Origin of the sequence: Flagellatimonas centrodinii (genome assembly GCF_016918765.2) — a bacterium.
Classification (GTDB): domain Bacteria; phylum Pseudomonadota; class Gammaproteobacteria; order Nevskiales; family Nevskiaceae; genus Polycyclovorans; species Polycyclovorans centrodinii.
The window spans coordinates 1,192,201-1,218,919 of record NZ_CP092104.1 but is presented as its reverse complement, the minus strand read 5'-3'; the positions used below and the strand labels follow the sequence as shown (position 1 = coordinate 1,218,919).

Here is a 26,719-nt window from a genome sequence, read left to right as displayed (position 1 = left end):
CCCACAATCACCACCACGAGGAGAACCCGGGATGGCGCTGCCCCTGGAAGACATCGAGCTGATCCGTCAGCTCAAGTACGCGTACTGCCGCTGTATCGATACCGCCGGTTTCGACGAGCTGGAAACCCTGTTCACCGAAGATGCCAGTGTCCGCTACGAAGGCGGAAGCTACCTGTTCGAAGCCCAGGGTCGCGACAAGATCATGGAAGCGCTGCGCTACGCCTTCCACAGCGAGGCCATTGCCCTGCACCACGTCAATCATCCGGAGATCACCGTGACCTCCGCCACCGAGGCGACCGGCACCTGGTACCTCAAGGACTGGTTCCTGGACCTGCGCAACAAGATCATCACCGACGGATCGTCGCTGTACCGCGATACCTACGTGAAGCGTGACGGCCGGTGGTTGATCCAGCGCGCTACCTATTCGCGCATCTTCGAGATCGTCACCCCCTTCACCGAGACCCCGAACATCACCGCGCACCTGCTGGCGAAAACCGGCATGAAGCTGCCTGCGCAATAGCGCAGCGCGCCGTGCATCCCCGATTCGACGGCCGGGTGGCCCTGGTCACCGGCGCCTCGCGCGGCATCGGCGCGGCCATTGCCCGACGGTTGGCGGCGGAGGGCGCGCAGGTGGTGGGGCTGGCCTCGCCGCGCTCGGCGACCGCGCTGGAGGCGGTGATGGCCGATATCGTGGCCAGCGGTGGCCGTGCCCGGGCGGTGGTCGCCGACCTTGCGGAAGACGCAGCCCGCGAAGGCCTGATGGATCGGGTTGCCGCGGCGTTCGGCGCGGTCGAGTTGCTGGTCAACAATGCCGCCGGCATCAGTGCCTATGCCTCGCCGGGCAGCATCGATCTGCCGGCGCGGCGTCGCATGCTGGCATTGAATCTCGATGCGCCGGTGGATCTCATCCAACAGGCGCTGCCGGCCATGCGGACGCGTGGCTGGGGGCGCATCCTCAATATCGGCAGCGAGATGGCACGGCAACCGCCGGTGCCGTATCCCGGCCCTGCCCGCTTCGTCCACAGCCTCGGCTATTACGGGGTCAGCAAGGCGGCCCTGCACCGTTACACCGAAGCGCTGGCGGCAGAGCTGCATGGGAGCGGCATCACCGCCAACGTGCTGCTGCCGTACAAGATCGTGGCAACGGCGGCGGCTGCCGCCGTGGTCGCGCAGTCGGCCGAGCGACACCCGGACTGGATCGAGCCGGTCGAGGTGATGGCCGAGGCCGCCACCTGGCTGATGGCCGGCCCCCTCAGCGGGCAGGTGGCCGTCAGCCGCACGCTGTTGCACCAGGCCCAGGCCCCGGTACATGCGCTGGATGGCCGGACGCTACTCGGCGACGCGCTGCTCGCCCACAACGGCAAGGACACATCGACATGAGTGCAGGATCAACGCGGTTGTACTTCGGCTGGTGGGTGCTGGCGGCGGTGTTCGTCGGCGAGATGTTCGCCATCGGCAGCACCTCCTACGCCTTCGGCTTGTTCGTGGTCCCGGCGGGCGAGGCCTATGGGGCCAGCCGCGGCACCCTCAATACCGGCCTGATCCTGTTCCTGCTCGGCATGGGCCTGTCGGCGCCATTCATCGGTCGCCTGCTGGACCGCTACCCGGCGCGGTGGGTGATGGGGGTCGGCACCCTGGCGATGGCAGCCGGTTTTGTCGGCGTCGGGCTGGCCCCGACCCTGCAGCTCAGCGCCCTCTGCATTCTGTTGTTGATCGGCCCGGGCGCGGCCGCCATTGGTCCACTGGCCGCCAACACCCTGGTGACGCGTTGGTTCATCCGGCACCGCGGCAAGGCGCTTGGGCTGGCGGCGGTCGCCACCTCGCTGGGCGGGGTGGCGGTGGTGCCCCTGATGGCCTGGAACCTCGACCGCTTCGGTTGGCGCATGGCGTTGGTGTTGCAGGGCGCCATCATTCTGGTGGTGGTCGGTGCGCTGGTCCTGTGGCGCATCCGCAGCCGGCCGCAGGATCTGGGGCTGACCCCACCGGCCGATGCCGGCACCGTCAGTGCCGTGCAGTCGCGACAGTGGACGGTCGGCGAACTGGTGCGTACCCGCGACTTCTGGTTCATCGCCTTCTCGGTGGGGCTTATCTTCGGCATCAACCAGTCGGTGCTCGCATCACTGGTGCCCTATGCCACCGATGCCGGCATCGGCCTGGCGCAGGCCACCCTGCTGGTGTCGGCGCTGTCGGTATGTTCGATTCTCGGCAAGCTGTTGTTCGGCGCGGTCGCCGACCGCTACGACAAGCGACGTCTGCTGCTGGTCCCGGTGGCCTGCACCCTGCTGCAGCTGGTGACCCTGGTCAGCGAGCCGAGCTTTCCGGTGTTGTTGGTGATCTGTGGTCTCGCCGGCTTTGCCATCGGCGGCGAGCTGCCGGTGTGGGCCGCACTGGTCGGTGAGCGCTTCGGCCAGGTGTCGTTCGGCACGGCGATGGGACTGATGAGTCCGGTCAACACGGTGATCGGACTGTTGGCGATCGGCTTTGTCGGTGGCGCCTTCGATACCAGCGGCAGTTATGCCATGCCGTTTACCGTGCTGTCGGGATTCGTCGTGCTGTCGGGCGTGTTGACGCTGTTGATCTCGCGGCCGCCGCAGGCGGAAACGTCCATCAGCACCCCCGCCAGCGCGGCGGGATAAGCGCCCGCAGCAGGCTGAGGACACCGCACACCAGCGCTGCGCCGGCCATGTCGGCCAGCCAGTCCAGGGCGTCCGCATCGCGGTAGGGCACGAACGACTGGATCGTCTCGTCGACCGCACCGAGCAGGGCTGTCAGCATGAGCACGATCAGGCTGCGCTTCAGCGGCGGCTGCTGCAGGCCGAGAAACATCAGGGCCGCCAGGCCGCCATAGGCGATCAGGTGCAGGGTCTTGTCGGAGGTGTCCGGGGCCAGCGTCCGACCCAGCCCCTGCCAGTTGCCGATTGCCAGGATCAGCAGGTAGAGCATCAGGGCCAGCGGCACCAGGGCGGCGCGCCAGCGGGCAATCATCGGCACAGATCACGCTCCATGAAAAAGGCCCGCAGGGTAGCGGGCCTTGGCGTACAACGGCTGAACGTGGGGATCAGCCCAGGCTCAGCACGCTGTTGAGCATCAGGCGGACCAGCATGGTCTGCCGGGTGACGCCGGTCTTGCAGAAGATTGACCGCAGGTGGGTACGTGCGGTGTTGCGACGAACGTTCATCTGCTCGGCCGCTTCGTCGAGGGTCAGGCCGTCGGCCAGCAGCATCGCCAACTGGGCTTCCATGCGGGTGAGGCCGAACAGGCGTCGGACCAGTTCCTGCGAGGGCTGCGCGGCGTTGGATTCCGGGTCCCGCAGGAACACCACGACAGCGGGGCGCTGGCGGCTCTCGGAGTACTCGCCCATGGGAATGGTGCGAACCAGCACCCCGAGCTTCGACCGGCCGGAGGGGCGGCTGACCGACATCGCCTCCACCACGCCGGGGCCATCGTTCTCATCGCTGGCGACGCTCTCGGTGCCCGACAGGGCCTGGCGGATCATCCGCTGCAGCTCGCGACTCTCCTGGCTGCTGTCGACGCACAGGGTGTCACCGGTGAGCCAGATGCCGTCTTTTTCGGCGAGGATACGGCGCGCCTCCTGGCTGGTTTCAATGATGCTGCCGTCCTGGGCATAACTGACCATGCCGACCAGCATGCGGTTGACGGTACCGGCGAACAGCTTGCGCTCGCACTCGAGAAAATCGAAACGGGCATGCGTCTGGATCGAACGTTTGAGATGCGGCAGCAGATAGCGGCACAGGGCCTTGTCAGCGTCCGAGAACGGCTCGGCGTCGTGCGAGCGGGTCACCCGCAGGCGGCATTCGATGCCTTCGCGGGTGTAGATATCGGCCCCCAGCAGGTGGCGGATGTCCAGCGGCTTCAGGTACTCCTGATAGACCGCGCTCTGCAGCCAGGCATGGCCGATCAGCTCTTCGGCCGTAACAACATCGCCTTCGTTGAGGCGAACAAACGGGTCCATCGCGAAGAAGTGGCTTTCATAGCTCTCGACGCCCTGGCGAGTGATTTCGCCGGTGTTGATCATGATGCCGGTGCTGTCGGAGGACGGCGGGCGCAGGATCAGCGTCACATGCGCAGCCTTCAGCTCGTCGCGCAGCAACTCCATGGCCGTGCGCCAGGGCGGGGACTCCGTGGCGCCCTCGTAGATCGCCGTCAGCAGTGGATCGACGCGTTCCAGCGTCAGCACGGCCTCGGGGGGAAGGGCGCGCACGGCGCTAGACCGGCCCGCCTTGCGGGCACTTGAAATTGCAGAAACGGCCATCGACAACTCTCCTCATTGCCACGCCTTGATAGGGCAGGTGCCGCGGCTCTCTGGCGGAGCGTCGTCAGCAGAGCGTTAGGAATACGGCTGCGACAGACCTGGCGTCAAGGACAAAATCGATGAAGGGTCAAAAAAACCATACCAAGGGGGTAGGTTTTGGTGAGTCACCTTCACCAGCAGCATAGGCCGGCCTCGCGGGCCATGGTTCATCCGGATGGATGAGTCCCCGTCGGCGGGCCCTGGCCGAAGATGCAGGCTCATTTCCCCGAAGCCCGGACCCATGCCCGACGAAAAGACCATGAAAGACGCCATGCAGGCGTATATCGACCGCTTCAACCAGGCCGATGCGGCCGCCATCGCCGACCTGTACGCGGACGATGCCACGGTGGAAGATCCGGTTGGCAGCCCGGTGAAGCACGGCAAGACGGAAATCGCGGCGTTCTACAAGATGGCGGTCGCCACCGGGGCGCGGCTGGAGCTGGCGGCACCGATTCGCGCTTCCCACGGCGATTCGGCAGCGATGGCGTTCAATGTCCGGTTGAACATGCCCGAAGGCAAAGCCCACATTCAGGTGATTGACGTCATGACCTTCACCGAAGACGGCAAATTCGCCTCGATGCGCGCCTTCTGGGGCAAGTCCGACATGGTGATGACCCCGTGAGCCCGGAACTGCAGGCGCTGGCCGATCGGTTGGCGCTGCAGGACCTCGTCATTGCCTACGCGAACGCGATTGATCGGCGTGATTTCGATGCACTTGACCATGTTTTCACCGCTGATGCCTACATTGATTATCGGGCCATGGGAGGCATTGACGGCCCCTATCCGACCATCAAGGCCTGGTTGCCGGAAGCCTTGGGGCATTTCCCGGGATACATGCACCTGACCGGCAATGCAGCGTTCACGATTGATGGCGAAACGGCCCGCGGTCGGGTCGCCTGCTTCAACCCGATGGTGGTGCCGCTGCCCGAGGGTGGGCACGACACCCTGTTCCTCGGGCTCTGGTACGTCGACGATTACCGCCGCACCGCGGCGGGCTGGCGGATCAGTCGGCGTTCGGAAGAAAAGAGCTACGACTTCAACGTGCCGTCCTGGATGAAGGCGGCGATTGGCGGCTGATGGGCGCTGAAGGCGTCAGGAAAGCGTCAAATACGTACCGCTACCGAACGCCCCCGAGCTTGCCGCGCGACCGCGGGCGGCGTTAAATCCGGACTCAATCCATGGAACGGAGCTGCAGCAATGTCGATCATTTCACGGGGGGCGGGGCTGCTTCTGGTGCTGGGCTGGGGGTTGCCGTCGTGGGCGGCGGCGGACTGTGAAGCGCCGACGATCGGGGCCGCGCAAACGCCGGTGGTGTCCTCATCCGCCACGCTGAAGGTCGGCGTGCTGCTGCGGGATCAACCGCGAATGGTGGCGGCCGCCGCCGACGGCTCCGTGCCGGGTGCCGCCGAGGTCACCCTGCAGGCGCGAGTGCTCAACCGCGAGGGGGCCTGGTGGTACGTTCGCCTGCACGAGCGATCCGGATGGGTACAGGCTGGCGCGTTGCTGCTTGACCCGGCGTAGCGCCCACGATGGCGTCGAGGCCCGACGAGTAGGATGCGCGTTGATAACGGGGGAGAACAGTCAGTGAAAAAGTGGACGGTGGGTATTCTGGTGCTGCTATTTGTCGGCGCGGTAGCGCTGGCGTCGACCTTCCGCGCCGTCACGCTGCCGGTACCCGAAGGCGCCGAGGTGGCCGTCGCGCCACCGCCCGCCCCGCCGCCGGTGCGGCTGTCGGTGCTGCATGCCGGCCGCATGTTCTCGGCCGCCGCGATGGCCTATCGCAGCGGCGCTTTCAACGATGAGCGCATCTTCGGCATGGATGCGGTGTTGATCGAACATCCGCAAGGCAGCCTGTTGATCGACAGCGGCTTCGGCGAGGACGTGGCGGCGCATTTCGCCACCACACCGATGCTGATGCAGAAGGTGTCGCGTTACGAGGAGGAGATTCCCGTGGCGCAACAACTGCGCGCGGCGGGCCGCGACCCGGGCGATCTTCTGGGGGTGATCCTTACCCATGCCCACTGGGATCATGTCAGCGGTCTGGCGGATCTGCCGGGGGTTCCGGTCTGGGTGCCGCAGGCCGAGCACGATTTCATCCACACCGGCGACCCGGCGACGGCCCTGGCCCGCAACCTGGCGGGCAGCATCGAGTGGCAGATATACGCCTTTGACGACGGTCCTTTCCTCGGATTTGACCGCAGTCTCGACGTCTTCGATGACGGCTCGGTGGTGCTGGTGCCGTCGGGCGGCCACACGCCGGGGAGCGTGATCGTCTTCGTCAGCCTCCCCGAGGGGCAGCGCTATGGCTTCGTTGGCGATCTGGTGTGGCAGGCGGAGGGCATCACCTTGCCGGCCGAGCGGCCGTGGATGACCCGCCGGCTGGTGGATGTGCGCGCCGGCGTGGTGAGCGAGCGCATCGTCCAACTGCACCGGCTGGCACAGCAGATGCCCGAACTGACGCTGGTGCCGGCGCACGACCGGCGGGTGATGGCGACGCTGCCGGCCCTGGCGCCAGCCGCCGCACCCTAGCGGCTGCACGGAACGGCGATGGCGGCCCGCGGGCCGCCATCAGGGGTCAGCTCACCACTTCTTCTGCTGCCACCGGCACCGGCTTGACAGCTTCCGGTGGGGCGCCGTCCATGCCGCGCGCCCGGTGCACACCCTCGACCGCTTGCAGCAGTTCGCGTTTCATCGCCCGCGGGTTGTAGAACTGCTTGTACCAGGCGCGCTGCTTGAGGAAGGCACCATCGCCCTGCACGAACAGCCCCTTGATGCAGGGGCGCTTGTGCCGCCACACCTCGAAGTCCTGCGCGAAGGCGGCCAGCGCCATCGCCTGGTACTGACGGGCGATCTCGGTGTCTTCCGCGGTGTACTGCGGTTGGCCGGTGGGCGATTTCACCATCAGGCCGTGCCACACATAGGCCGAGCCGTCTTCCACCGGTGTATGGGCGATGTAGATGTAGGAATCGTGGGTGCCGCTCATCTTGGTGATCAGCAGGCTGGGGCCGTGGTACACCGCTTCGGTCTCCAGCATCGGCCCTCCAGCAGTGGTCAGGGTGCGGTGACCGCCGCCCATGCGCTGCACCGCAATATGCCCCTTGAACTCGTTTTCAAAGTATTGGGTGATCGACCCGTGCACCGGCCCGAAATGGGCGACATCGGTGATGTTGTCGACAATTTCCTGGGTGTGGCTCTCCACCACCCCGAGATCGTCGAAGGCCAGGGGGACCCAGCTGGGGTCGCTGCACTCGGGAATGACCGGCAACTCGTAGTCGGGCTCACCGCCTTCGGGGTCGTGCCAGACGAACACGGCGCCCAGATGCTCCTTGACCGGCCACGAGCGCACCTTGGCGGCGGGCGGGATGGGGCCGTTGGAGTAGGGGATGTGATTGCACTTGCCATCGGGGCCGAAGCGCCAGGCGTGGTACGGGCAGCGGATGGAGTCGCCCTCCACCGGGCCATCCTGGGCGACATAGCTGGTGCTATTGCGTGCGAGGTGGGTCCCCATGTGCGGGCAGTAGGCATCGAGCAGAATGACGCGGCCGCTTTCCTTGCCGCGATATAGCGCGAACTCCTGGCCGAAATACTTCACGCCCATGGGCTTGTCGGTGACCTTCGCGCTCTCGGCGACCATGAACCAGCCACGGGGGAAGGTGAATTCGCCAAGGCCGTACTCGCGGGACGTTGCCATGTGAGGGACTCCGGTGCCGCCGCGCTTCGCGCTCGTGGCGGGTTGCATGAAAGAAATCGTCGGCAGCGGGTGTTCAGGGCCGCTCCAGCTGCGCGCAGTGTCGGTGGCCGTCCGGGGCGTCTGCATCACCCGTTTGAGTGACCGCGACGTCAGCGGTGGCGTCGGTTTTTGCCCGATTTGTACAGGTTCTGGCTGGTACTCATTTCGGACGATGTTCAATCTGCGGTTTCCTGCGGAAATGCAGCTCCACTCCATTCTTGGGCGCCCCTCTGCTGTGGCCGCCCTGTTGTCGAGGATTTCACCATGCAGGCCTCCAGCGCGAAAGCCGTTCCGATCACCCCCGATGTCCTGGTTCAGCGGGCGCGGCAACTCGCACCGAAGCTGGCCGAGCGTGCCGAGGCCGCCAACGCGGCGCGGGCGATCCCGAAAGAAACCATCGCCGACATGCAGGAAGCGGGCTTTTTCGAGGTGCTCAAGCCCAAGCGCTATGGCGGCTACGAGATGGACCCGCAGGTGTTCTACGACGTCCAAATGGAACTGGCCAAGGGGTGTATGTCCACCGCCTGGGTCTACGGGGTGGTCGGCGTGCACAACTGGCAGATCGCCCTGTTCGACCCCAAGGCGGCCGAGGATGTCTGGGGTGGCGGTGACCATTCCGTCCTGATCGCCTCCACCTACATGCCCAAGGGTCAGGTGACACCGGTCGAGGGCGGATTCCGCTTCAGCGGGCGCTGGGGTTTCTCCAGCGGTATCGAACATTGCGACTGGGTGTTTCTCGGAGGGCTCATCTTCAATGAGGGCCAGCCGCCGGAATACCGGACCTTCCTGCTGCCGAAGTCGGATTTCAAGGTGGTCGACACCTGGCACACCATGGGGCTCAAGGCCACCGGCTCCAACGACATCGTGGTCGAAGACGTATTCGTCCCCGAGTACCGGACCCACAAGGCCAGCGATGGCTTCATGGGCACCAACCCGGGCCGTGACACCTTCACCGCGCCGCTGTACCAGTTGCCGTTCGGCCAGATCTTTGTTCGCGCCGTGTCCACCGCCGCCATCGGCGGGCTGGAGGGCATGATCGAGTGCTTCAAGGAATTCGGCGGCAACTGGACCGGCAACATGGGCGCCAAGACCTCCGAACAGGTGCCGGCGCAGATGGCGGTGGCCAATGCCAGCGTCGCCGCCGATGAAATGCGCCTGGCACTGGACCGCAACTTCACCGAACTCAAGGCCGCGGCCGTCAAGGGCGAGCCGGTGAGTGTCGAACGTCGCCTGCACTTCCGCTACCAGGCGGCGCAGGTGGTGGACCGCTGCTGCGAGCACGCCTACAAGCTGCATTCCGCCTGCGGTGGCCGCGGCATCTTCACCGACTTCCCGCTGGTGCGCTTCTTCACCGACATTCTCTCGGCACGCGCGCACTATGCCAACAACCCGGACGTGTTTGGGCGCAACTTCGGCGGTGCACTGCTCGGCCGCGAGAACACCGACTTTTTCATCTGATCGCGACGATGGTCGCGTACCACCCCTCTCCGGGTCACCCGGGAGGGGTTTGTTTTTTCGGGAGGGGACCATGGGCATGAACGAACCCACGCAGATCTGGGACGAGGAATTTGACGTGGTGGTGGTCGGCTCCGGGGCCGGCGGCATGACCGCGGCACTGTGCGCCGCCGGTGAGGGTCTCAAGGCGCTGGTCATCGAGAAATCCGAGTTCTACGGCGGCACCTCGGCGGTGTCCGGCGGCGGCATCTGGATTCCCTGCAACGACGACATCGAGAAGAACGGTGGCCGCGATTCCTACGAGGCCGCGCTGGGTTACGTGAAGTTGCTGACCGAAGGGGAAGTCCCCGAGTCGCGTATTGCCGCCTACCTGCAGAACGCCCCGGAGATGGTGCGCCACCTCGCCCGCCAGTTTGGCGTGCGCTTTCGCAGCGTGCCGCTCTATCCGGACTACTATCCGGACAAGCCGGGTGGCCTCGACGGTCACCGCTCGATGGAGCCGGTGGAGTTCAACGCAGCCCTGTTGGGCGAGGAATTCGACCGCCAACGACCGCCGTTCAAGGGCACCCAGGTGATGGGCCGCCTGTCGATGAACCAGGTCGAGGCCCACACCCTGTTCACCAAGGGCAAGGGCTGGATCGGCCTCATCATGAAGATGATGCTGCGCTACTGGTTGGATCTGGGGTGGCGCTTCAAGACCAAACGCGACCGCCGCATGACGCTGGGCCAGGCGCTGGTCGGTCAGCTGCGGTATGCGCTGCAGCAGCAACAGGTGCCCCTGTGGCTGGAGACCGGCTTGACCGACCTGGTGCACGACAATGGCCGCGTGACCGGCGTCGTGGCGCAGCGCGGGGGGCGTGCCATTCGCCTGCGGGCCCGCCGCGGCGTGATTCTCGCCAGCGGCGGTTTCGAGTCCAACCAGCAGATGCGTGAGCAGTACCTGCCGCATCCGACCCAAGTGGCGTGGACCGGTGCGCCGCCGATCAATCATGGCGACGGCATCCGTGCCGGACAGGCCCTGGGCGCCGGCCTCGGGTTCATGAACCTGGTGTGGGGCTCGCCCACCGTGCACGTACCGGGCGCCAGTTCGCAGACCACCCTTTTTGTCGAAAGGGCGATGCCCCGCTGCGTCATCGTCAACCGCAAGGGCCAGCGTTTCGTCAATGAAGCGGCGGCCTATCCGGACGTGGTAACCGCCATGTATGCCGACGATGCCAAAGGCAACGGCGCGGTGCCGGCCTGGTTCATCTTCGACGCCCAGTTCCGCAAGAAATACCCAGCCGGCCTGTTCCTGCCCGGCCAGATGCAGCCGGACTCGGCGCTGCCCAAGGACTGGCTCGACAAGGTCTACTACCGCGCCGACAGCCTGGCGGCGCTGGCGGCCAAGATCGGTGTCGACGCCCAGGGGCTGGCCGCCACCATCGAACGCTTCAATGCCCATGCGGTGAAAGGCGAAGACCCTGATTTCCACAAGGGCACCACCGCCATCGATCGCTACTACAGCGATCCGCAGAACCAGCCCAACCCCTGTCTGGGACCGCTCACCGACGGTCCGTTCTACGCCATCCGGCTCGACCCCGGCGAGATCGGCACCAAGGGCGGCCTGCTCACGGATGAGCATGCGCGGGTGCTGCGGGAGGATGGCGGCGTCATCGAGGGGCTCTACGCCACCGGCAACACCTCGGCCGCAGTGATGGGCAAGACCTACGCGGGCGCAGGTTCCACGCTGGGCCCGGCGATGACCTTCGGTTATCTGGCCGCGCGCGACCTCGCACGCCAGCCGGTGGCGCCGACGGTCACGGCGTAAGGCTGTCGATCCAGTCGCCGATCAGATCCACCGCCGCGGCATCCACCACGTGGGTGGCCAGCGGCGGCATCTGCCCCTCGCCGCGGCGGTTCATGCGCAGCCACAGGGTGCTGCGATGGCGATCACCGGGGGCGATGATGCGGGCGTCTGCCACGCCGAGATCGCCGGCCAGGGGTGCCCTGCCGAGGGCCTCCAGGTCCGCCGGGTCGTCGCTGTAGCGCAGGTTCAAGGTGACCGGCAGGGTATTGTCGGGGTTGTGACACTGGGCGCAGTTGGCCGCGAGATAGGCGCGGGCGCGGGCGTCCAACGGTGCCACGGCATCGGTCGGATCGGGCCAGCGCGGGTAGCGATCCGCGCCCTCCAGCGGCGAATCGAACAGCCCGATGTGATCCAGTGTCCGCAGCTGGTTGTCGACCGCCAGCGGATACGCCAGCGCACGGTTCATCTGCCCGGTTTCCAGCCCGAGCACGAAGCCCGCGGTGGCGTTGTGGCAGGTGGCACAGTCGGCGGTGCCGGGAAAGTCGTAGCGTTGCGCCTGCGGCCCTGCCGAGGTCATCACGGGTTCTACCCCGTAACCACGGACGGTTTGGAAAGAGCTGAAAACTTCTGATCCTGCTTGGCGACTCTACGCCGCATTCTCGGGTTGTGGAATCGCTCGATGTAGTCGAACACATCCGCCTTGGCGACATCGAGCGTCGGATACTTCACACGGTGCGTGCGCTCCCGCTTGAGCATGCCGAAGAAGCCCTCGCAGGCAGCGTTGTCTCCGCAATGGCCAACGGCACTCATTGAGCACAGCAGCGTGTTCCTGGTCAGATAGCGTTGATAGTCACTGCTGCGGAATTGGCTGCCGCGATCCGAATGTAGGATCACTGACCATCCGCCCTGACGTTGCCAGATCGCCATTTCGACGGCCCGGATCACCATCTGACGGTCCTGCCGGTGATGCATCGACCACCCGATCACGAGCTTGCTGAACAGGTCGAGGACGACGCATAGATACAGCTTGCCCTCGTCGGTTTTGATCTCGGTGATGTCGGTCACCCACTTGGTCTCGGGCTCCAAAGCATTGAAATCCCGCTCCAGCAGATTGCGCACGCCAGGTGGCGGCAGCCCCGGCTGACCGCGCGGGCCGCGCCGTTTCCTGCGCGGCCAGCCCTGCACGCCGTGCAGCGCCATCAGGCGAGCCACGCGATTGACGCTGGCAGTCTCACCTTCTTCGGCAAGATCCTCCTGCATGCGAGGCGCACCCAGAACGCCACGGCTGTCTTCGTGAAGCTCACGGATGCGTGCAAGCAGTCGATCGTTGTCGACCTGACGTGCGCTGGGCTGGCGCGTACTCCAGCCGTAATAACCGCTCGGCGACACCCGCAGGCAGCGGCACATCAGGCGAACAGGGAAATCATCGCGGCAACGCTCGATCGCCTGATATCTCAGGACGACCCCTTGGCAAAGAACGTCGCCGCTTCGCGTAAAAAATCCCGCTCCTTCTTCACCCGGGCAAGCTCGCGTTTGAGCCGCGCCAGCTCCTCATCGCGGGCGGTGCCCGTGCCACCAAAGGCGACTTGCCCTTGGCCCTCAATCTCGCGCTTCCAGCGGGTTAGCAGGCTGTCCCGGATGCCCAACTCCCGGGCGACCTGCGCGCAACTCACACCCGGCTGGCGGCACTGCTCAACAGCCCCGCGCTTGAACTCCGGGCTGAACTTCCTTCGCTTCGACATGAACACTCCTTTTGGCCATTGTCGGCCTTCTCGAAAGTGTCCGTGCTATCGGGGTAGAACCCGGCGGGTGTACATCCCCAAGCCGGACGGCAAGCAAAGGCCGCTGGGTATCCCGACGATCCGTGACCGCGTGGTGCAGACCGCTTTGATGATGGTGCTGGATACCATCTCCGAGGCCGACCTGCCACCCGAGCAGCACGCGTATCGAAGGGGGCACAGCGCGCTCAGCGCCGTCCAGCAGGTGCACGGCTGGCTGACGCGAGGTCACACGCAGGTCATCGACGCCGATCTCTCCGGCTACTTTGACAGCATCCCGCATGCCGAGCTCATGCGATCGGTCGCGCGCCGGGTAGTCGACCGGCACGTGCTGCATCTGATCCAGATGTGGCTCGATGCGCCGGTCGAAGAGACCGGCAGGCGGGGACGTACGCAGCGGACGACCGTCAATCGCGACAGCAGCCGGGGGACGCCTCAAGGCGCGCCGATTTCACCACTGCTCAGCAACCTCTACATGAGGCGGCTGATTCTCGCGTGGAAGCGGTTAGGCCTCGAGCGGCGGTACGCCGCTCGCATCGTCAACTACGCCGACGACATGGTCATCTGCTGCGCACGCGACGCCGATGAGGCGTTGAATGCGTTGCGGCAACTGGTCGGACGACTGAAATTGAGGGTGAACGAGGACAAGACGCACATCTGTCGGCTGCCGCAAGGTCGCTTCGACTTTCTGGGATATACGTTCGAGCGGTGCTATTCGGAGGTGACCGGCCGTTCCTATCTGGGCACGCGGCCGTCGAAGAAGAGCATCCGGCGTCTGATGCAAGCCATCAGCGCCGAGGCCCACATCAACCGGGCCTTGCTTGAGACGGAATACATCGTGGGGCGGTTGAATCGGATGCTCGTCGGCTGGGCCAACTATTTCTGCATCGGCCCCGTTGGCAAAGCATACCGAGCCATTGACCGGCACACCGCGCTGCGGCTTCGCTGGTGGCTGTGCGACAAACACAAGGTTCCAAAGGCGACCATGCGCTACTCGTTCGACTACCAGTACGAGACGCTGGGTCTGATCAGCCTGAGAACCAAGCCGCGCAACCGTCCGTGGGCGAACGCATGAGTCCTTGTCCGAGAGCCGGATGCGGGAAATCCGCACGTCCGGTTCGATGAGCGGGATGTGGAAACGGAGTTACGGTGAAGGTACTTGGGCACCGTCAGACGAAAGGGGCGGCAACAGACAACCCGAACCTACCGCCGCCGCGCCACATCTCGACTCTACTTGGAACGACTTCGGGCTACTGCAGAGTGACGCCGGGCATCCCCTTCGCCCGCGGCCCCTTTTCGAGGCCAAAGGCTTTCCGGACGTGATCAATCGGAAAATCGAGCTTGCCGTTGATCGTCGTGATGTTGTCGGAAAGGTAATTGGTCAGCTGTTCTGCCGAACGCATGCCATCGCGGACCTCCAGTTCGAGGCGCCAGGCGACTTGACTGATGGCGCTCAGAACCGACCTGGATTTCGCAGGCTCGATGAGCACTGGCTTCATCCCGGCTATCTCGTCGGCAGCAAGGTCGGCGGGCACTCCGAGTGTGACTAGCGACTTATGCAGCGAGAGCAAGAAGCGCTGCGGAACGGTTGCGAAGGGCGCGGCATCAATCACTACCAAGTGGCGTGTCTGGTCGTTCATGACCAGTATCACTTTTTTCCGGCCTGCCTGAATCAGATTGGCAGTCCAGTCGCCAAGCCGCGTGACCGTCTCCTCAGCTGCGGCGCCGGCGCGCCACGGAGTCCTCATCGCCTTGAGAAGCTTCGCGGTACATCTGAGCACTGTCATGGCGCGAGCTTCGCACAGGGTTAGGGTGAGGGCCATTGTGAGGCCGGTATTGTGGGGGGCGAGCGGCGGGCCGCTCGGGACCGGACGGTCGGCGCCAGATCCTGATGGACTCACTTCAGCCCGAAGTGGTCATCGAGCTTGAGGCATTGGCGGGTCAAAAGCGGACGCTCAGTGTTACAGAAGTATCCGGAGGGCTCCCCACGGATCGTGGCTTCGCGCGACGGAGTACATCATCGCGAACGAAGCCAGGGCGAGCGTATAAGAAATCCAGCGAACCTTCGGGGTCCGGCCGCGGCGCAGCGCAATGGTGCCGGCGAGCACGTAAGGCACCAGCAACGCAAGTTTCATCGCGAGCCATCCATTGGCGAACATGGCGCTCGGCAGGATGGACACCAGCATCAGGGCGGCCGTCAGCAGGATCGTGTCGATCGCATAGCTGCTGTAGCGCATCGGCGCGGCAAGCGCCCACACCTGCCTGTCGGCCATGACCAACCCGCCGCGGACGAGGAAGAGGCTGCCGCTGATCAGCACCGCGCCGATGTGGACCAGCTTGATCTGCGCGTAGAACTCAATCATTCAGCCGGGTTTTCCGTCGGCACGCGGCGCGAGATAGGTACGTCCCGCCCAGACGGCCCACGGGGCCAGTGCCAATACCCAGCCCAGGCCCGCGAGGGCCTGCATCGCGTAGCCGGCATGAAACTCGGCGGCGATGCGAAGCAGCGCGACGCCTTGTATCGACACGAAGGCGAAGGTCGCAATGCGGGGCAGCACCAGAGGCCGCCCGGAATGCCCTTGGGTGACACGGGTGACCATCGCAACCAGCACACTGCCGAAGAAACCGACGAACAGCGCGTGCGCCGGGGCCCGTCCAAGCAGAACCACGCCATCCATGTAGTAGCCGACGCTCTGAATGGCGTAGAGCGTGAAAGTCACCGGCAGCCACAACAAGCCGATGAACAGCACGCGCAGTAGCGCCGGAACCTGCGCGCCGTCCTTCGCGCGCGGCCACCAGCGCCACACAAGCAGCGCCGTGAGTCCAAGCAAGGGGATGTCGACGAGCCAGAGCCATCGGTACCCGGATATCAGCGCGATGGCCAGGTGACCAAGGCACAACACCCACATCGCCCCGAGCACCCAGAACGGGCGCCAGGGAATGTATCCGGCCACCACATTGCCGGCGAAGAACGGAAACATACGGTGCGCGACGGTGAGGTAGATCGGCGTCAGCAACCCGAAGGTGCCGATCTGGGCGCTCGCCTGCATCCAGATGGGCGGAGCTCCGCCGAGGAAGCCGCCGAACGCGGCAAGTCCGGCGACGCCTAAGCACAGCGCCAGGGCGCAGGAGCGCGCATGCCAGGTCCTGCCGGGCTCGCGCCACAGATGCGGAATCAGCGCGTGGAGTCCGGCCAGCCAGCCCAGGCAGGTCAGCGCCCAGCCGGCGGCGATGCCGGATTTCCATCCGAGTGCGCCCACGAGCGTCAGCAGTTGTCCGCCGAACAGGCCAATGCCAACCGGCAGATAGCGCGCGCGGGGCAGCTCCGGAAGCTGCATCCAGCGCGGGAAGACCGTCAGCAAGAATCCGAAGATGAAACTCGGCAGCATCTGGTACTGCATGACGAATGCGTGCAGCCAACCTGCATAGACGCCCGGTTGCGGCAGCGCCCAGCCGAAGGTCTGCGACGCAAGCCACGCCGTCCACCACACCATCGCGAGCAGAACGTTGCTTGCACCGACAAAGAACAGCAGTCGATGCGGCGCCGCACCGAGTTGCTGCAAGGAGACGGGGTTCCGCTCCTGGTCGCTCATCGTCTCCGGCCTACAACACCGACTTGCCGGCTTCTGCGTCTTCTACCGCTTCCGGCTTGGGCGCGATCCACAGACGAACCACAAACCAGGCCAGTGCGACGGCGCCGATGCTGAACACCACGTCGCCGGGTACGCGCAGCCACACGAGCAGTTCGACGATCGGCTTGCCCATGAACTCGGCAGAGCGCGCGTAGGCATAGCCGTGTTCGATCGCGGCGAGTAACTGCAGCGTGCCCAGCGGCAGCAGGGTCAGCAGCGCCATCAGCGCCAGACCGATGTTGAGCGCCCAGAAGGCTATGCCCAGCAGCTTGGTGTTCCAGTGCATCTGCCCGCGCAGTCCGCGCAGGCAGAACAGAACGAGCGCAATGCCGAGCATGCCGTAGACGCCGAACAGTGCCGTATGGCCATGAAGCGGCGTCAGGTTCAGACCCTGCATGTAGTACAGCGAAAGCGGCGGATTGATCAGAAAACCGAACAGCCCAGCCCCGACCAGGTTCCAGAACGAAACGGCAAGGAAGAACATCACCGGCCAGCGGTAGCGGACCATCCACGGCGCCGCCTCGCCGTACTTGTAGGTCTGGTAGGCCTCAAAGCCGATGTAGGCCAGCGGCACGACTTCCAGGGCGCTGAAGCTGGCACCGAGCGCCACGACCCCAATCGGTGTCCCGACGAAGTAGAGATGGTGCAACGTGCCGAGCACGCCGCCCGCCATGAAGATGATCGTCGCGAACAAGACTGCGACGGTTGCAGTATCGACGCGCACAAGGCCGAGCCGCGTGAAGATCAGCGCCATCACCGCGGCGGCGAAGACCTCGAAGAAGCCTTCCACCCACAGATGCACCAGCCACCATCGCCAGTATTCGACCTCGGAGATATGCGTGTGCTCGCCCCACATCAACGCCGCGCCGAAGAACAGGCCGATCGCGACCGTCGACAGGAACAGTAGCGCGGTGATGGAACGCGTTTCCGCGGCCGGATTGCGGAGCACCGGCCAGAGCGCACGCGCGACCAGCACCAGCCACAGCAGCAGTCCGATGAACAGATACCACTGCCAGAACCGGCCCATGTCGGCGTATTCCCAGCCCTGATGACCGAACCAGAAGTTCCGTTCGAGCCCTAGCTTCTGCATCACCGCCATCCACTGACCCGCGAACGAGCCGACGACGATGATCAGCAGAGAGACGAACAAGAAGTTGACACCGAATCGCTGGAACCTGGGCTCGTGCCCCGATAGCGCCGGTGCGATATAGAGCCCCGTGCCAAGCCAGGCGGTCGCGATCCAGAGCACGGCGAGTTGTGTGTGCCAGGTTCGCGCCAGTGAGTAGGGAAGGTACTCCGACAGCGGGAATCCGTACGCGTCCTGTCCTTCCACCTGGAAATGTGCGGTGACCGCGCCAAACAGGATCTGCACGAGGAACAGGGCCAGCACGATCCAGAAGTACTTGGCGGTCGCTCGCATCGAGGGTGTGATACGCAACAACGCGAACGGATCGGAAGCGGGCTTCGGCGACGATTCCGTTGCCGGGCCATGCGTGACTGCGTAATGCCAGCCCAGTAGCGCGATGCCGGCCAACAGGAACAGCACGCTGAAAGCCGACCAGACCCACAGCGGCGGCGGCGGGGTGTTGCCTACCAGCGGTTCCGATGGCCAGTTGTTGGTGTAGGTGACCTTCTTGGGGGTGACGCCGCTTTGCGTCGGGACCAGTTCAACGGCCTGCTGGCGCTCCGTCGTCGCTGCCCATGCCGTCCACCAGAAGAACGCCGTCAGCGCGCGGCGGTTCTCGGCCGTGCCCACGGTGTCGTTGCGCATCGCATAGTGTTCGCGCAGTTCGGCGGTGTCGGGATCCGATCCGAACAGGCTTTCGTAGTGTGCCTGCACGATGCCGATGGCAGCGACGCGGTCCGCGGTCAGAGTGATGGTCTGCGTCGACGCATCATAGGTATTGCGCCGCATCATCTCCTGGAGCCGTCCTCGCAGCGCGGCCTGCTCGTCGCCGGCTAATTGCGCATAGCTCGAGTCGTGAATGCGAGACGCCCAGATGTCGAGTACGGCGCGCGCCTCCCGGTTCAGCCAGTCCGCGCTCCAGTCGGGCGCCACGTAAGCACCGTGCCCCCAGATCGAGCCGAGCTGCATGCCGCCGAAGGACTGCCAGACCTGTCGACCACGCTCGATGTCGCTGCGCGTGAAGACTTCGCTATCCTGGGCGTCGACGACGCGCTCCGGCATGGGCGGAGCGGCCCGGAAAATCTCCCCGCCGGCCCATAGAAGCACTGCGAATGAGACGATCAGCAGTACAGCAAGGCTGGCCCAGAGCTTCCGAGTGTTGCCCATATTGATTTCTCCACTCGTGGATTACATATACGTGCCCTATCGGAACTCGTAGTGAGCACCTCCCATCAACTGCGAACCATACTCCGATGAGGGGCTACTGCAAGAGCAGCAAATGAGTGACCTCGTGTGCGGCAATGCCCGGGCGCCATGGGCTGCTTCTCACCTGGGTACACACTTTCCGGAAGCTGCCGGCTGCCAATGGCCGGACTTGGCACGATTGAGCCGGTGAAGCTGGGCAGCGCAACGGCCGATGTTGGCGCCGCAGGCGACATACGACAACACGCCCTTATCACCGGTAGAGCGGGGGTGATCGTCTCTGTCGTGCCGATTGAGTCACTTCGCCGAAAGCAGGCTTCGGGTGGTCGGGAAGCGAGAGGTCGAACTGCGGTAATGGCCTACATGCGAGCAGTCAAGCGCTAACTGAGGGTGCGCTGACTAGGCCAACTAAGCGGGGAAGAAGCTGCGCTGAGAGTCATTTCGCTTGTGCCGTCGCCTGATCGGAGTAACAGAGCAACGCGCGGCCCGCTTACGGTCAAGCCAGACCGCCACATCGATTCGCCTCAATTGCTGACAGGCCTCGGTAGGGAAGGCCTAGGCGATCGCGATCGCCCGCCTCCTCGGCAGGCGCCGAATGCGGTTCTAGTCAACCGGTTAAGCAGGCGCAAAAAAATATGTTACTCCGAGATCCACTTCTTCATGCAAAAACGTAGTGCCCTTTGTCGACCGGTGGTGACACTAGATTATTCATCTGAATGATGGCGATCATTCCCGCAATTGGGTTCACTTATATCGCTGCTTCACTGATTCTCCTTCCGCAGTTTAAAACTACTCGGAGGAGACTCAGCAATGAGCCGTCGCGCGCCGCTGGCGCCCCATCGTGGATTGCCCTGCGCGATCCTGGCCATCTTTGCATCGGCTGCCGCCTTTTCGCCAATCGTTCATGGCGCCGCGCATGTCGCAGACGACCTGCAGAAAATTGCTTCCAATGGCCGGGCAATTGTGGCCGTCGGCAATGACGTGCTGTCCCGTTCGACCGATTCCGGCAAGACCTGGGAGGCGCAAAAGCTCGAGAGGCGGGCGGCGCTGATTGACGTCGCGGCTTGCGCTGACGAGAGCTTCGTTGCGCTCGACTTCCATCGTCATGTCTGGACCGGGGACGCACAAGGTAGCGGTTGGCGCCTCGCCGAGGGCTCGATGCCCGAGGACTTCACCCCTATGGCCTTGGCGTGTGCGCCGGACGGTGGATTCTGGGTTGTTGGAACCTATTCCACGGTGCTGCATAGCAGCGATCGCGGCGAGAGCTGGCAGAAGACCGAGTTCGGCGAGGACGCGATCCTCACCACCATCCGTTTCCTCGACGCCGGCCACGCGGTTGTTGCCGGAGAGTTTGGCATCGTTGCGCGCAGCAGTGACGGCGGCGCCAGCTGGCAGATGCTGCCCCCCGTTCCGGACGATTTCTACGCTTTCGACGCCTGGTTCACAGACACCGATACCGGCTGGCTGACGGGCCGCGGCGGAATCATCCTCGGCACCCGCGATGGCGGCCATAGCTGGACATCGGAGCCGAATGCCGCCGGTGTGCCGATGTACGGCTTTCTGTCGGGCGGTCATGGCCACCTGTTTGCCGTTGGCGAACTCGGTTTGGTCCAGCAGCGCGGATCCGACGGCACATGGCGGGTCCTGCCGAGCCCCACCTCGGGCAGCGGTTACCTGCGCGGCGGTATCGCCGTGCCGGAGCGCTCGTCCCTCATCGTGGTCGGCGGTTCCGGCGCCAGCACGCCAGCGATGGTGAGCATCGAACCGCAGGGGGTCCAATGATCCGCCAGAAGATAATCGTCGCGCTGCAGCGGGGCGAAGAGTGGATTTTTGCCAGCCCGCGCTTCGTGCTCGCGCTGATTCTTGGTCTGTCGGCGTTCTTCGCCAGCCAGATCCCCGGCATGAAGATGGCTTCGGATTTCGAGGACCTCCTGCCGCAGCAGCATCCCTATATCCAGCTGCATAACGAGGTGCGCGGGATCTTCGGTGGCGCCAATGTCATCACGGTTGCGGTGGAGGTCGAGCAGGGCACGATCTTCAACAGCGAAACACTCGCCGCGATCGAACGCATCACCCAGGGCATCGACATGCTGCCCGGCGTCAATCACAACCTCGTGGCCAGCATCACCCATCGCACGACGCGCCGGGTCTATATCAACGAGGCCGGCACGATCCGCTCCGAGCCCTACTATGACCCTAATGCCGAGACCCTGACGGCGGCGCAACTCAAGGCCTTGCAATCGCAGGTGCAGGCGGACCCGCGCATCAGCGGACGCCTGGTGTCTGCCGATGGCAAAGTGGCGATCATCCGGGCACAGATGAACAGTTCGACCTCCGACGAACTGATCGAGGCCTTCGCCGGGCTGCAGAAAATCCGCGAGGCGGAAGCACGCGACGGCCTGCGCATCCATGCGGTCGGAAACCCGGTGCTGACCGGCTGGGTCTACACCTATCTGCCGCAGATCGTCGAGATTCTGCTGTACACCGCGGCCCTGATTGTCCTGTTGCTGGCGGGATACTTCCGCCGCCTCTACGGCATCGTGCTGCCCTTGCTGGGCATTCTCCTGTCCTCGGCATGGGGCCTGGGCTTCATGAATCTGGTCGGCATTCATCTCGATCCACTGTCGATGCCGATACCCTTTCTGATTGCCGCCCGTGCGACCTCACACGGGGTGCAATTGGTCGAACGCTACTACTACGAACTGGCGCGCACCCAGAACGGTCGCCAGGCTGCACGCAATGCATTGGACGCGCTGTTCCGCCCGGGCTCGCTGGCGATCATCGTCGACGCCATCGGTATCGCCGCGGTAGCGATCGGTGCGGCGCCGTTCCACAAGCATCTCGGCGCCTTTGCCGGCTTCTGGGCCTTCTCGGTGATCTTCACAGTGCACTTCATGGTGCCGCTGGCGCTGACCGTGCTACCGCAGCCCCGGCGCACCGAGAACAGCCGCGACCAGACTTCGGCGACGCTGCACCGGATAGTGGAGCCGGTCTCCAGCCCCGGCGTCGGCCGTGCGGTGCTACTGGGCGCCCTGGCGCTGGTGGGGCTGGGCGCATGGGGTGCGACCCAGGTGCAGTTCGGAGAGTCCGAGCCTGGATCACCGATTCTTCAGCGTGACCACGACTACAACCGCTCGGCGCACCTGATCTCGGAGCGCTTCCCCGGCAGCGAGGAATTGTTCGTGGTGGCCCGCTCCAGCGAGCGCGAGGGCTTGCGCAGGCCTGAGGCGATGGCCGCCATGGAGAAATTCGAGCGCTACATGCTCGAAGAGTCGGTGGTGGGGGCGGCAAATGGGCTCCCTGACCTGGTGAAGCAGGTCAACCGTCTGACCCACGAGGGCGATCCGCGCTGGCTGCAGATTCCCGGAGATGCGCGCGGCGTCGGCAGCCTGATGTACGCCTTTGAGTACTCCAGCCCGGTACCCGGAGCCCTGCGTGAGTACGTCAACCCCGAGGAGACGCTGGCCAACCTGAGCTTCTACCTGCCGGATCTGCAGGCCAAGACGATCGAGGCGGCGGTGCAGCGCGCGAAGCAGGGCGCCGAGCTTTTCGGCAAGGGCATAGAGGGCTTCACGATCGAACCGGCGGCCGGTGTCGTCGGCGTCAACGCCGCGATCAACCAGGCTAACTTCCATGACAGTGTCGTGGTCACGGCCTTCGTGCTGATCGCATCGTTCCTGATGGTGGCGATCTACTACAACTCGGCGCACGCCGGCTGGCTGATGATCCTGCCGATGATCTTCGCCACGGTGCTCAGCTACGGCTATCTGGGTATCGCCAACGTCGGCATCAACGTCAACATCATTCCGGTGGTCGCGGTGGGAATGGGCGTAGGAGTCGACTACGCGATCTACGTCATGGACCGCGTTCGCGACGAGATCGAAAAAGGCCGCAATCTCTCCGATGCCGTGGCGCATGCCATCAGCACCACCGGCCTTGCGGTGATGTTCACCGCCGCGACCCTTGTCGCCGGTGTGGTCATGTGGGTGTTCTTCTCAGACCTGCGCTTTCAGTCCTCGGCCGCACTGCTGCTGATTGTGATGCTGGTGCTCAACGCCATCGGTGCGATGGTCGTGGTGCCCGCCTGGATTCTCGCTTTCAGGCCGCGTTTTGTCACGGCGTCCTTCGCACACACCGGGGCGGTTTCCAGCGAAGCCCGATCACCGGATCTTTCCGAGCCTGGCTGCAGCCGCCAGGCGTTCACCGAATAGCTAAGACAAAAAAAGGAGGAGAGCGCAATGAACTTTACTATAAAGGCATTGGGATACTTGGCGATTGGATTTTGCACATGGCATATGGCCTTGCACAGTCCGGTGGCGCAGGCGGGACAGGCCGGAGAGTGGCGCATCAATGGCTTCCTCGAGAACGACACCCGCTACCGCAAGGACGTGGGACTGTCGAAGCTGCGCAACACCGTCAGGCTCGAGGGGAACCGCGAGTTCGATGACTTCGGTTCATTCATCGGCAACTCGTTTACCTTCAAGCTGCGGGGTACCTACGACGCGGTCTACGATCTCAACTCCGATCAGTATGGCAAGGATGCTGGCGGCTCGATCTGTCTCGAGGACACTTCGGGCCTGATCCCGGCGGGTTGTGTGCCGCATGGGCAGGGCGCCTTTGGCGGCAACAACCTCGGATACGGCGTGTTCAATGGGGTGCCGGGCGTGGGGCTGGGACAGTTCGGCTTCAACCTGGCTCGCAATCCCAACGACGGCATGATTGTACTGGGAGAGCCTTTGCACCGACCCAACGGCGGCGTCGCCTTCGGCGTTCCGGTACGACCGTGCAATGTCGATCCGCGTGGCTGCCTCAATGGCTACATGGACTATGACGAAGACGATCTGCGCTTCCCCGAGTTCGCGGAGCCCGAGCGTCTCGACTGGATGCGCGAGGTCTATTTCGATACTTCGCTGATGTTCTTCTCGCCGTTCAGCGATAACGAGCAGGAATTGTTCTTCCGTGTCGGCAAGCAGCAGGTGATCTGGGGCCGCACCGATCTGTTTCGCGTGCTCGATGTGATCAACCCGGTCGACTTCTCCCGCAACAATATTTACGACGAGTTGCAGGACATCCGCATCCCGATGTGGATCGCCACGGCAGAGTATCGCATGGGCCCGGTGGCGGCCCTGCAGGACCTCAACTGGCAGGTGGTATGGAACTTCGATAAGTTCCGCCCGAACAGCCTGGGCCAATGCGGCACCGCCAACGTCATCCTGGATGCCGGCTGCTTCTTCCGCGGCATGAAGAACCTGTGGGACAACGGCGGAACGGTGTCCAACTTTGCGCTGGTGCCGCCAATCCTCGGGGAGCCGGGCAGGGCCATGACGACGGACTTCGGCCCCAACCAAGTCGGTATCCGCGAGGCCAAGCTGCCGAACTGGACGCTGTCGAACACCCAGATCGGTACCAAGTTCGAGGGCGTGCTGGGCGACGTCAGCTTCTCGCTCAACGGCCTGCTGTATCGCTCGCAGCTGCCCAGTCTGCATGGCGGCTCCGAGGGCCCGCCAGCGATTAGCCCCTTCGCCAACCTGCTATTGCCGGTGGACCTTGAGCTGCCGGAACTGCTGCCGGGGGTGGGCCAGTACAACACCGAGCCGCGCCAAGTGCCGTACCTGATCGCTTTCGACATCGCTTTCCCGCGCGTCAAGATGCTGGGTGGCTCACTGGACTTTGCGATCGCGCCAATCAAGACGGTGGCGCGCATCGAGGCGGCGATGACCTGGGGCGAGCAGTTTCCCAACACCCTGCGGCCGAGCCTGTATAGCGAGTCGCGCGTTGCGCGCTACGTCGTCGGTCTGGATCGCCTGACCTTCATTCCGTTCCTGAACGCCAACCGCACCTTCCTATTCTCGCTGCAGATTTTTGGCCAGCACCTGCTCGACCACGAGTTGGAGCAGCGTCAACTGGGGCAGGTGGGCATGCCAGACTGGAAGGACAACTGGATCGCCACGCTCTTCATACAGACCTGGTACCTGCAGGACCGCCTGCAGCCGAAATTCGTGATGGCGCGCGACTGGAAGGCCGGGGCCTACGCGATGCAGCCTTCGGTGGATTACCTGCTGTCGCAGAACTTCAAGGTTTCAATCGGTGCCAACGTCAAGTTCGGCGACGGTGCGCAGAAGTTCAACGACTGCCGTGACTGCAACCCCTATCCGCCGTTTACCGCCTACGCCTCGTCCGGCGGCCCCTTGCTGGAGGCCGGCCCCATCGGTCTCACCGGCTTTGAACCGCTGGGCCGATTCCGCCAGGGCCCCCTGGGCTCCTCGGACAAGGAAGACGAGGTCTTTATCACCCTGGGCTACCAGTTCTTCTGATCCGGCCCTACGCAGAAACCCCCGAGAGGAATCCAAGATGAAGAGAATCACCCGATCCGTATTGGCGATGCTCGCTGGCACGCTGTTCACCGCTCCGGCGCTGGCGCAAAGCGCCGACGACGTCATCAACCAGGCCTTCTACCCCTACAAGGCCGGCGCGCCGACGGCGGCGGGCGTTAACGTCGGTGTCCTGATCGACAAGAACAACGCCGACCAGTTCAAGGCGGTGCTGGACCCGGTCACCTATGACCTGCTGAAGAAAGGTGTGCAGCCGTCAATCAAGGTTGGCCCCACCGATTCCTTCGAAGTGCATCCGAAGTACGTGGAGGCGACACGGCAGAACATAGGCAAGGTCAAGATCGTCGATGGCAACCTCGAAGGCTACATCGCCGGCCGACCGTTTCCGAAGCTGCCGTCGAGCAGCGATGCCGACGCCGGCCGCAAGCTGGCGTTCAATTTCCGTCACACCTTCTCGGCTGGCGACAACGTCCAGATCAAGCCGTTCTACTGGAAGTACCGCAACGCCGCCACCGGAAAGGTGGATCGCACGGTCGAATTTCAGTTCAACTTTCTGAACTTCCAGCACCGCGTCGCCGAAGAGCCGATCCCGGCGGTCTCGCCCAACCCCAACGACTACTTCCGCGGCATCTACGGCAAGGCCTTCAGCCCGCAGGACGTACAGGACACGCAGCTGATGATTCTGCTCCCCGACCAGGATCAGAAGGCCAGCGACGGCTACCTGTATCTGGGCTTCCAGCGCCGCGTGCGTCGCCTGGAGACCAGCCAGACCACGGATGCCTTCCTCGGCTCCGACCTGATGATCCAGGACTTCGAGGGCTACTTCGGCCGCGTGGCCGAGATGAACTGGAAGTTCAAGGGAACCAAGACCCTGCTGATGCCGCTGTACCGCCACAACGAGCAGAAGCTCTCGGATGAGTACAAGCAGCCGGACGGCTACAAGTTCGTTGCAATGGCCGGAAAGGGCGAGTGCTTCCCCGACGTCACCTGGCAGCTGCGGCAGGTGCACGAACTGGAGATGACGCCGGTTGATAAATCCTCGCCGGTTGGTCGCCGCGTGATGTACCTCGACTCCCAGACTTTCGTCGCGCCGCGCACGCTGATCTACGACCGCGCCGACAAGTTGTGGAAGTCCTGGACCATCGGCCACACCTCGACCGAGCACCACCTGCCGAGCAACAAGGGCAAGTTTGCGGCGATCTACGACAGCTTCGGCATGTTCGACGTGCAGAACCAGCGCTGCACCACCGGGCAGTTCCGTACCGAGATTGACGGCAGCAAGAGTCCCGTGCGCATGTTCAACCCGCAGTTCATGCGCAGCGGCGGCGCCTGATGGGCAGGCAGCTGCTCACTGTCGATGAGGTT

The 26,719-nt window shown here is 64.3% G+C and carries 23 protein-coding genes; 14 read left to right on the top strand and 9 right to left on the bottom strand.

What is annotated here, in order from left to right:
- The first annotated feature begins 31 nt into the window (after nucleotides 1-31).
- From JN531_RS05790 to JN531_RS05780, 3 genes are read left to right on the top strand one after another with little or no spacing between them, the layout of a single operon-like run.
- Nucleotides 32-520 carry a nuclear transport factor 2 family protein gene (locus JN531_RS05790; RefSeq protein WP_228347911.1) on the top strand — a complete coding sequence of 163 codons (489 nt, stop codon included), beginning with the start codon at nucleotides 32-34 and terminating at the stop codon, nucleotides 518-520.
- 11 nt (nucleotides 521-531) lie between these two features.
- Nucleotides 532-1,380, top strand: coding sequence for an SDR family NAD(P)-dependent oxidoreductase (locus JN531_RS05785; protein ID WP_228347910.1), 849 nt, complete (start codon nucleotides 532-534; stop codon nucleotides 1,378-1,380).
- Entirely contained in the window at nucleotides 1,377-2,636 is a 1,260-nt protein-coding gene (locus JN531_RS05780) for an MFS transporter (RefSeq protein WP_228347909.1), read from the top strand. Before JN531_RS05785 ends, JN531_RS05780 begins: the two co-directional genes overlap by 4 nt.
- On the opposite strand, the gene JN531_RS05775 is transcribed toward JN531_RS05780, so the two are convergent.
- Together JN531_RS05775 and JN531_RS05770 are read right to left on the bottom strand one after the other, a co-directional pair.
- Nucleotides 2,608-2,985 (bottom strand): VanZ family protein, encoded by a 378-nt coding sequence (locus JN531_RS05775; RefSeq protein WP_228349974.1) that lies wholly within the window; start codon nucleotides 2,983-2,985, stop codon nucleotides 2,608-2,610. The genes JN531_RS05780 and JN531_RS05775 overlap by 29 nt on opposite strands.
- A 73-nt stretch (nucleotides 2,986-3,058) precedes the next feature.
- Nucleotides 3,059-4,222, bottom strand: a complete 1,164-nt coding sequence (locus tag JN531_RS05770) for a helix-turn-helix transcriptional regulator (protein WP_228347908.1) — start codon at nucleotides 4,220-4,222, stop codon at nucleotides 3,059-3,061.
- Between the two features lie 331 nt (nucleotides 4,223-4,553).
- Between JN531_RS05770 and JN531_RS05765 the strand changes: the two genes are divergently transcribed.
- From JN531_RS05765 to JN531_RS05750, 4 genes are all read left to right on the top strand, one after another.
- Nucleotides 4,554-4,934, top strand: coding sequence for a nuclear transport factor 2 family protein (locus tag JN531_RS05765; protein ID WP_228347907.1), 381 nt, complete (start codon nucleotides 4,554-4,556; stop codon nucleotides 4,932-4,934).
- Nucleotides 4,931-5,389, top strand: a complete 459-nt coding sequence (locus tag JN531_RS05760) for a nuclear transport factor 2 family protein (RefSeq protein ID WP_228347906.1) — start codon at nucleotides 4,931-4,933, stop codon at nucleotides 5,387-5,389. Before JN531_RS05765 ends, JN531_RS05760 begins: the two co-directional genes overlap by 4 nt.
- A gap of 120 nt (nucleotides 5,390-5,509) precedes the next feature.
- Complete coding sequence (locus tag JN531_RS05755; protein WP_228347905.1) at nucleotides 5,510-5,833, top strand: SH3 domain-containing protein; 324 nt, start codon at nucleotides 5,510-5,512, stop codon at nucleotides 5,831-5,833.
- A 63-nt stretch (nucleotides 5,834-5,896) separates the two neighbouring features.
- Entirely contained in the window at nucleotides 5,897-6,841 is a 945-nt protein-coding gene (locus tag JN531_RS05750; protein ID WP_228347904.1) for an MBL fold metallo-hydrolase, read from the top strand.
- Nucleotides 6,842-6,887: 46 nt separating this feature from the next.
- Here JN531_RS05750 and JN531_RS05745 read toward each other — a convergent pair whose 3' ends face one another.
- The gene (locus JN531_RS05745; RefSeq protein WP_228347903.1) at nucleotides 6,888-8,003 is read right to left on the bottom strand and encodes a 3-ketosteroid-9-alpha-monooxygenase, oxygenase component; all 1,116 of its coding nucleotides are present in this window, start codon (nucleotides 8,001-8,003) and stop codon (nucleotides 6,888-6,890) included.
- A 303-nt stretch (nucleotides 8,004-8,306) separates the two neighbouring features.
- Between JN531_RS05745 and JN531_RS05740 the strand changes: the two genes are divergently transcribed.
- Nucleotides 8,307-9,500, top strand: coding sequence for an acyl-CoA dehydrogenase family protein (locus JN531_RS05740; RefSeq protein ID WP_228347902.1), 1,194 nt, complete (start codon nucleotides 8,307-8,309; stop codon nucleotides 9,498-9,500).
- 76 nt (nucleotides 9,501-9,576) lie between these two features.
- The gene (locus tag JN531_RS05735; RefSeq protein ID WP_228347901.1) at nucleotides 9,577-11,304 is read left to right on the top strand and encodes an FAD-dependent oxidoreductase; all 1,728 of its coding nucleotides are present in this window, start codon (nucleotides 9,577-9,579) and stop codon (nucleotides 11,302-11,304) included.
- Here JN531_RS05735 and JN531_RS05730 read toward each other — a convergent pair.
- Together JN531_RS05730 and JN531_RS05725 are read right to left on the bottom strand one after the other, a co-directional pair.
- On the bottom strand, nucleotides 11,294-11,860 hold the full coding sequence (locus JN531_RS05730; protein WP_228347900.1) for a hypothetical protein: 567 nt from the start codon (nucleotides 11,858-11,860) through the stop codon (nucleotides 11,294-11,296). The two genes, JN531_RS05735 and JN531_RS05730, sit on opposite strands and share 11 nt — an antisense overlap.
- A gap of 8 nt (nucleotides 11,861-11,868) precedes the next feature.
- A protein-coding gene (locus tag JN531_RS05725) for an IS3 family transposase (protein ID WP_228347778.1) occupies nucleotides 11,869-13,025 on the bottom strand; the annotation gives its coding sequence in 2 pieces (ribosomal slippage) (nucleotides 11,869-12,785 and nucleotides 12,785-13,025; 1,158 coding nt in all).
- Nucleotides 13,026-13,092: 67 nt separating this feature from the next.
- On the opposite strand from JN531_RS05725, the gene JN531_RS05720 reads away from it, so the two are divergent.
- Nucleotides 13,093-14,136 (top strand): reverse transcriptase domain-containing protein, encoded by a 1,044-nt coding sequence (locus JN531_RS05720; RefSeq protein WP_228347899.1) that lies wholly within the window; start codon nucleotides 13,093-13,095, stop codon nucleotides 14,134-14,136.
- Between the two features lie 175 nt (nucleotides 14,137-14,311).
- On the opposite strand, the gene JN531_RS05715 is transcribed toward JN531_RS05720, so the two are convergent.
- The 4 genes from JN531_RS05715 to JN531_RS05700 all read right to left on the bottom strand — a co-directional run bounded on the left by JN531_RS05715 (nucleotide 14,312) and on the right by JN531_RS05700 (nucleotide 18,986).
- On the bottom strand, nucleotides 14,312-14,848 hold the full coding sequence (locus JN531_RS05715) for a DUF6933 domain-containing protein (protein ID WP_228347898.1): 537 nt from the start codon (nucleotides 14,846-14,848) through the stop codon (nucleotides 14,312-14,314).
- 174 nt (nucleotides 14,849-15,022) lie between these two features.
- Entirely contained in the window at nucleotides 15,023-15,424 is a 402-nt protein-coding gene (locus JN531_RS05710) for a SirB2 family protein (protein ID WP_228347897.1), read from the bottom strand.
- The gene (locus JN531_RS05705; RefSeq protein ID WP_228347896.1) at nucleotides 15,425-16,654 is read right to left on the bottom strand and encodes an NnrS family protein; all 1,230 of its coding nucleotides are present in this window, start codon (nucleotides 16,652-16,654) and stop codon (nucleotides 15,425-15,427) included. It abuts the gene before it with no gap.
- 10 nt (nucleotides 16,655-16,664) lie between these two features.
- Nucleotides 16,665-18,986: a nitric-oxide reductase large subunit gene (locus JN531_RS05700; RefSeq protein ID WP_228347895.1), complete on the bottom strand. Its 2,322-nt coding sequence runs from the start codon at nucleotides 18,984-18,986 to the stop codon at nucleotides 16,665-16,667.
- Nucleotides 18,987-19,832: 846 nt separating this feature from the next.
- Between JN531_RS05700 and JN531_RS05695 the strand changes: the two genes are divergently transcribed.
- The 4 genes from JN531_RS05695 to JN531_RS05680 all read left to right on the top strand — a co-directional run bounded on the left by JN531_RS05695 (nucleotide 19,833) and on the right by JN531_RS05680 (nucleotide 26,687).
- Nucleotides 19,833-20,804 carry a WD40/YVTN/BNR-like repeat-containing protein gene (locus JN531_RS05695; RefSeq protein ID WP_228347894.1) on the top strand — a complete coding sequence of 324 codons (972 nt, stop codon included), beginning with the start codon at nucleotides 19,833-19,835 and terminating at the stop codon, nucleotides 20,802-20,804.
- Nucleotides 20,801-23,233, top strand: coding sequence for an efflux RND transporter permease subunit (locus tag JN531_RS05690; RefSeq protein WP_228347893.1), 2,433 nt, complete (start codon nucleotides 20,801-20,803; stop codon nucleotides 23,231-23,233). Before JN531_RS05695 ends, JN531_RS05690 begins: the two co-directional genes overlap by 4 nt.
- A gap of 84 nt (nucleotides 23,234-23,317) precedes the next feature.
- A complete protein-coding gene (locus tag JN531_RS05685; RefSeq protein ID WP_228347892.1) occupies nucleotides 23,318-25,336 on the top strand; it encodes a DUF1302 family protein in 2,019 nt (672 codons plus the stop codon).
- A 37-nt stretch (nucleotides 25,337-25,373) separates the two neighbouring features.
- On the top strand, nucleotides 25,374-26,687 hold the full coding sequence (locus JN531_RS05680) for a DUF1329 domain-containing protein (RefSeq protein ID WP_228347891.1): 1,314 nt from the start codon (nucleotides 25,374-25,376) through the stop codon (nucleotides 26,685-26,687).
- Nucleotides 26,688-26,719: the final 32 nt, after the last annotated feature.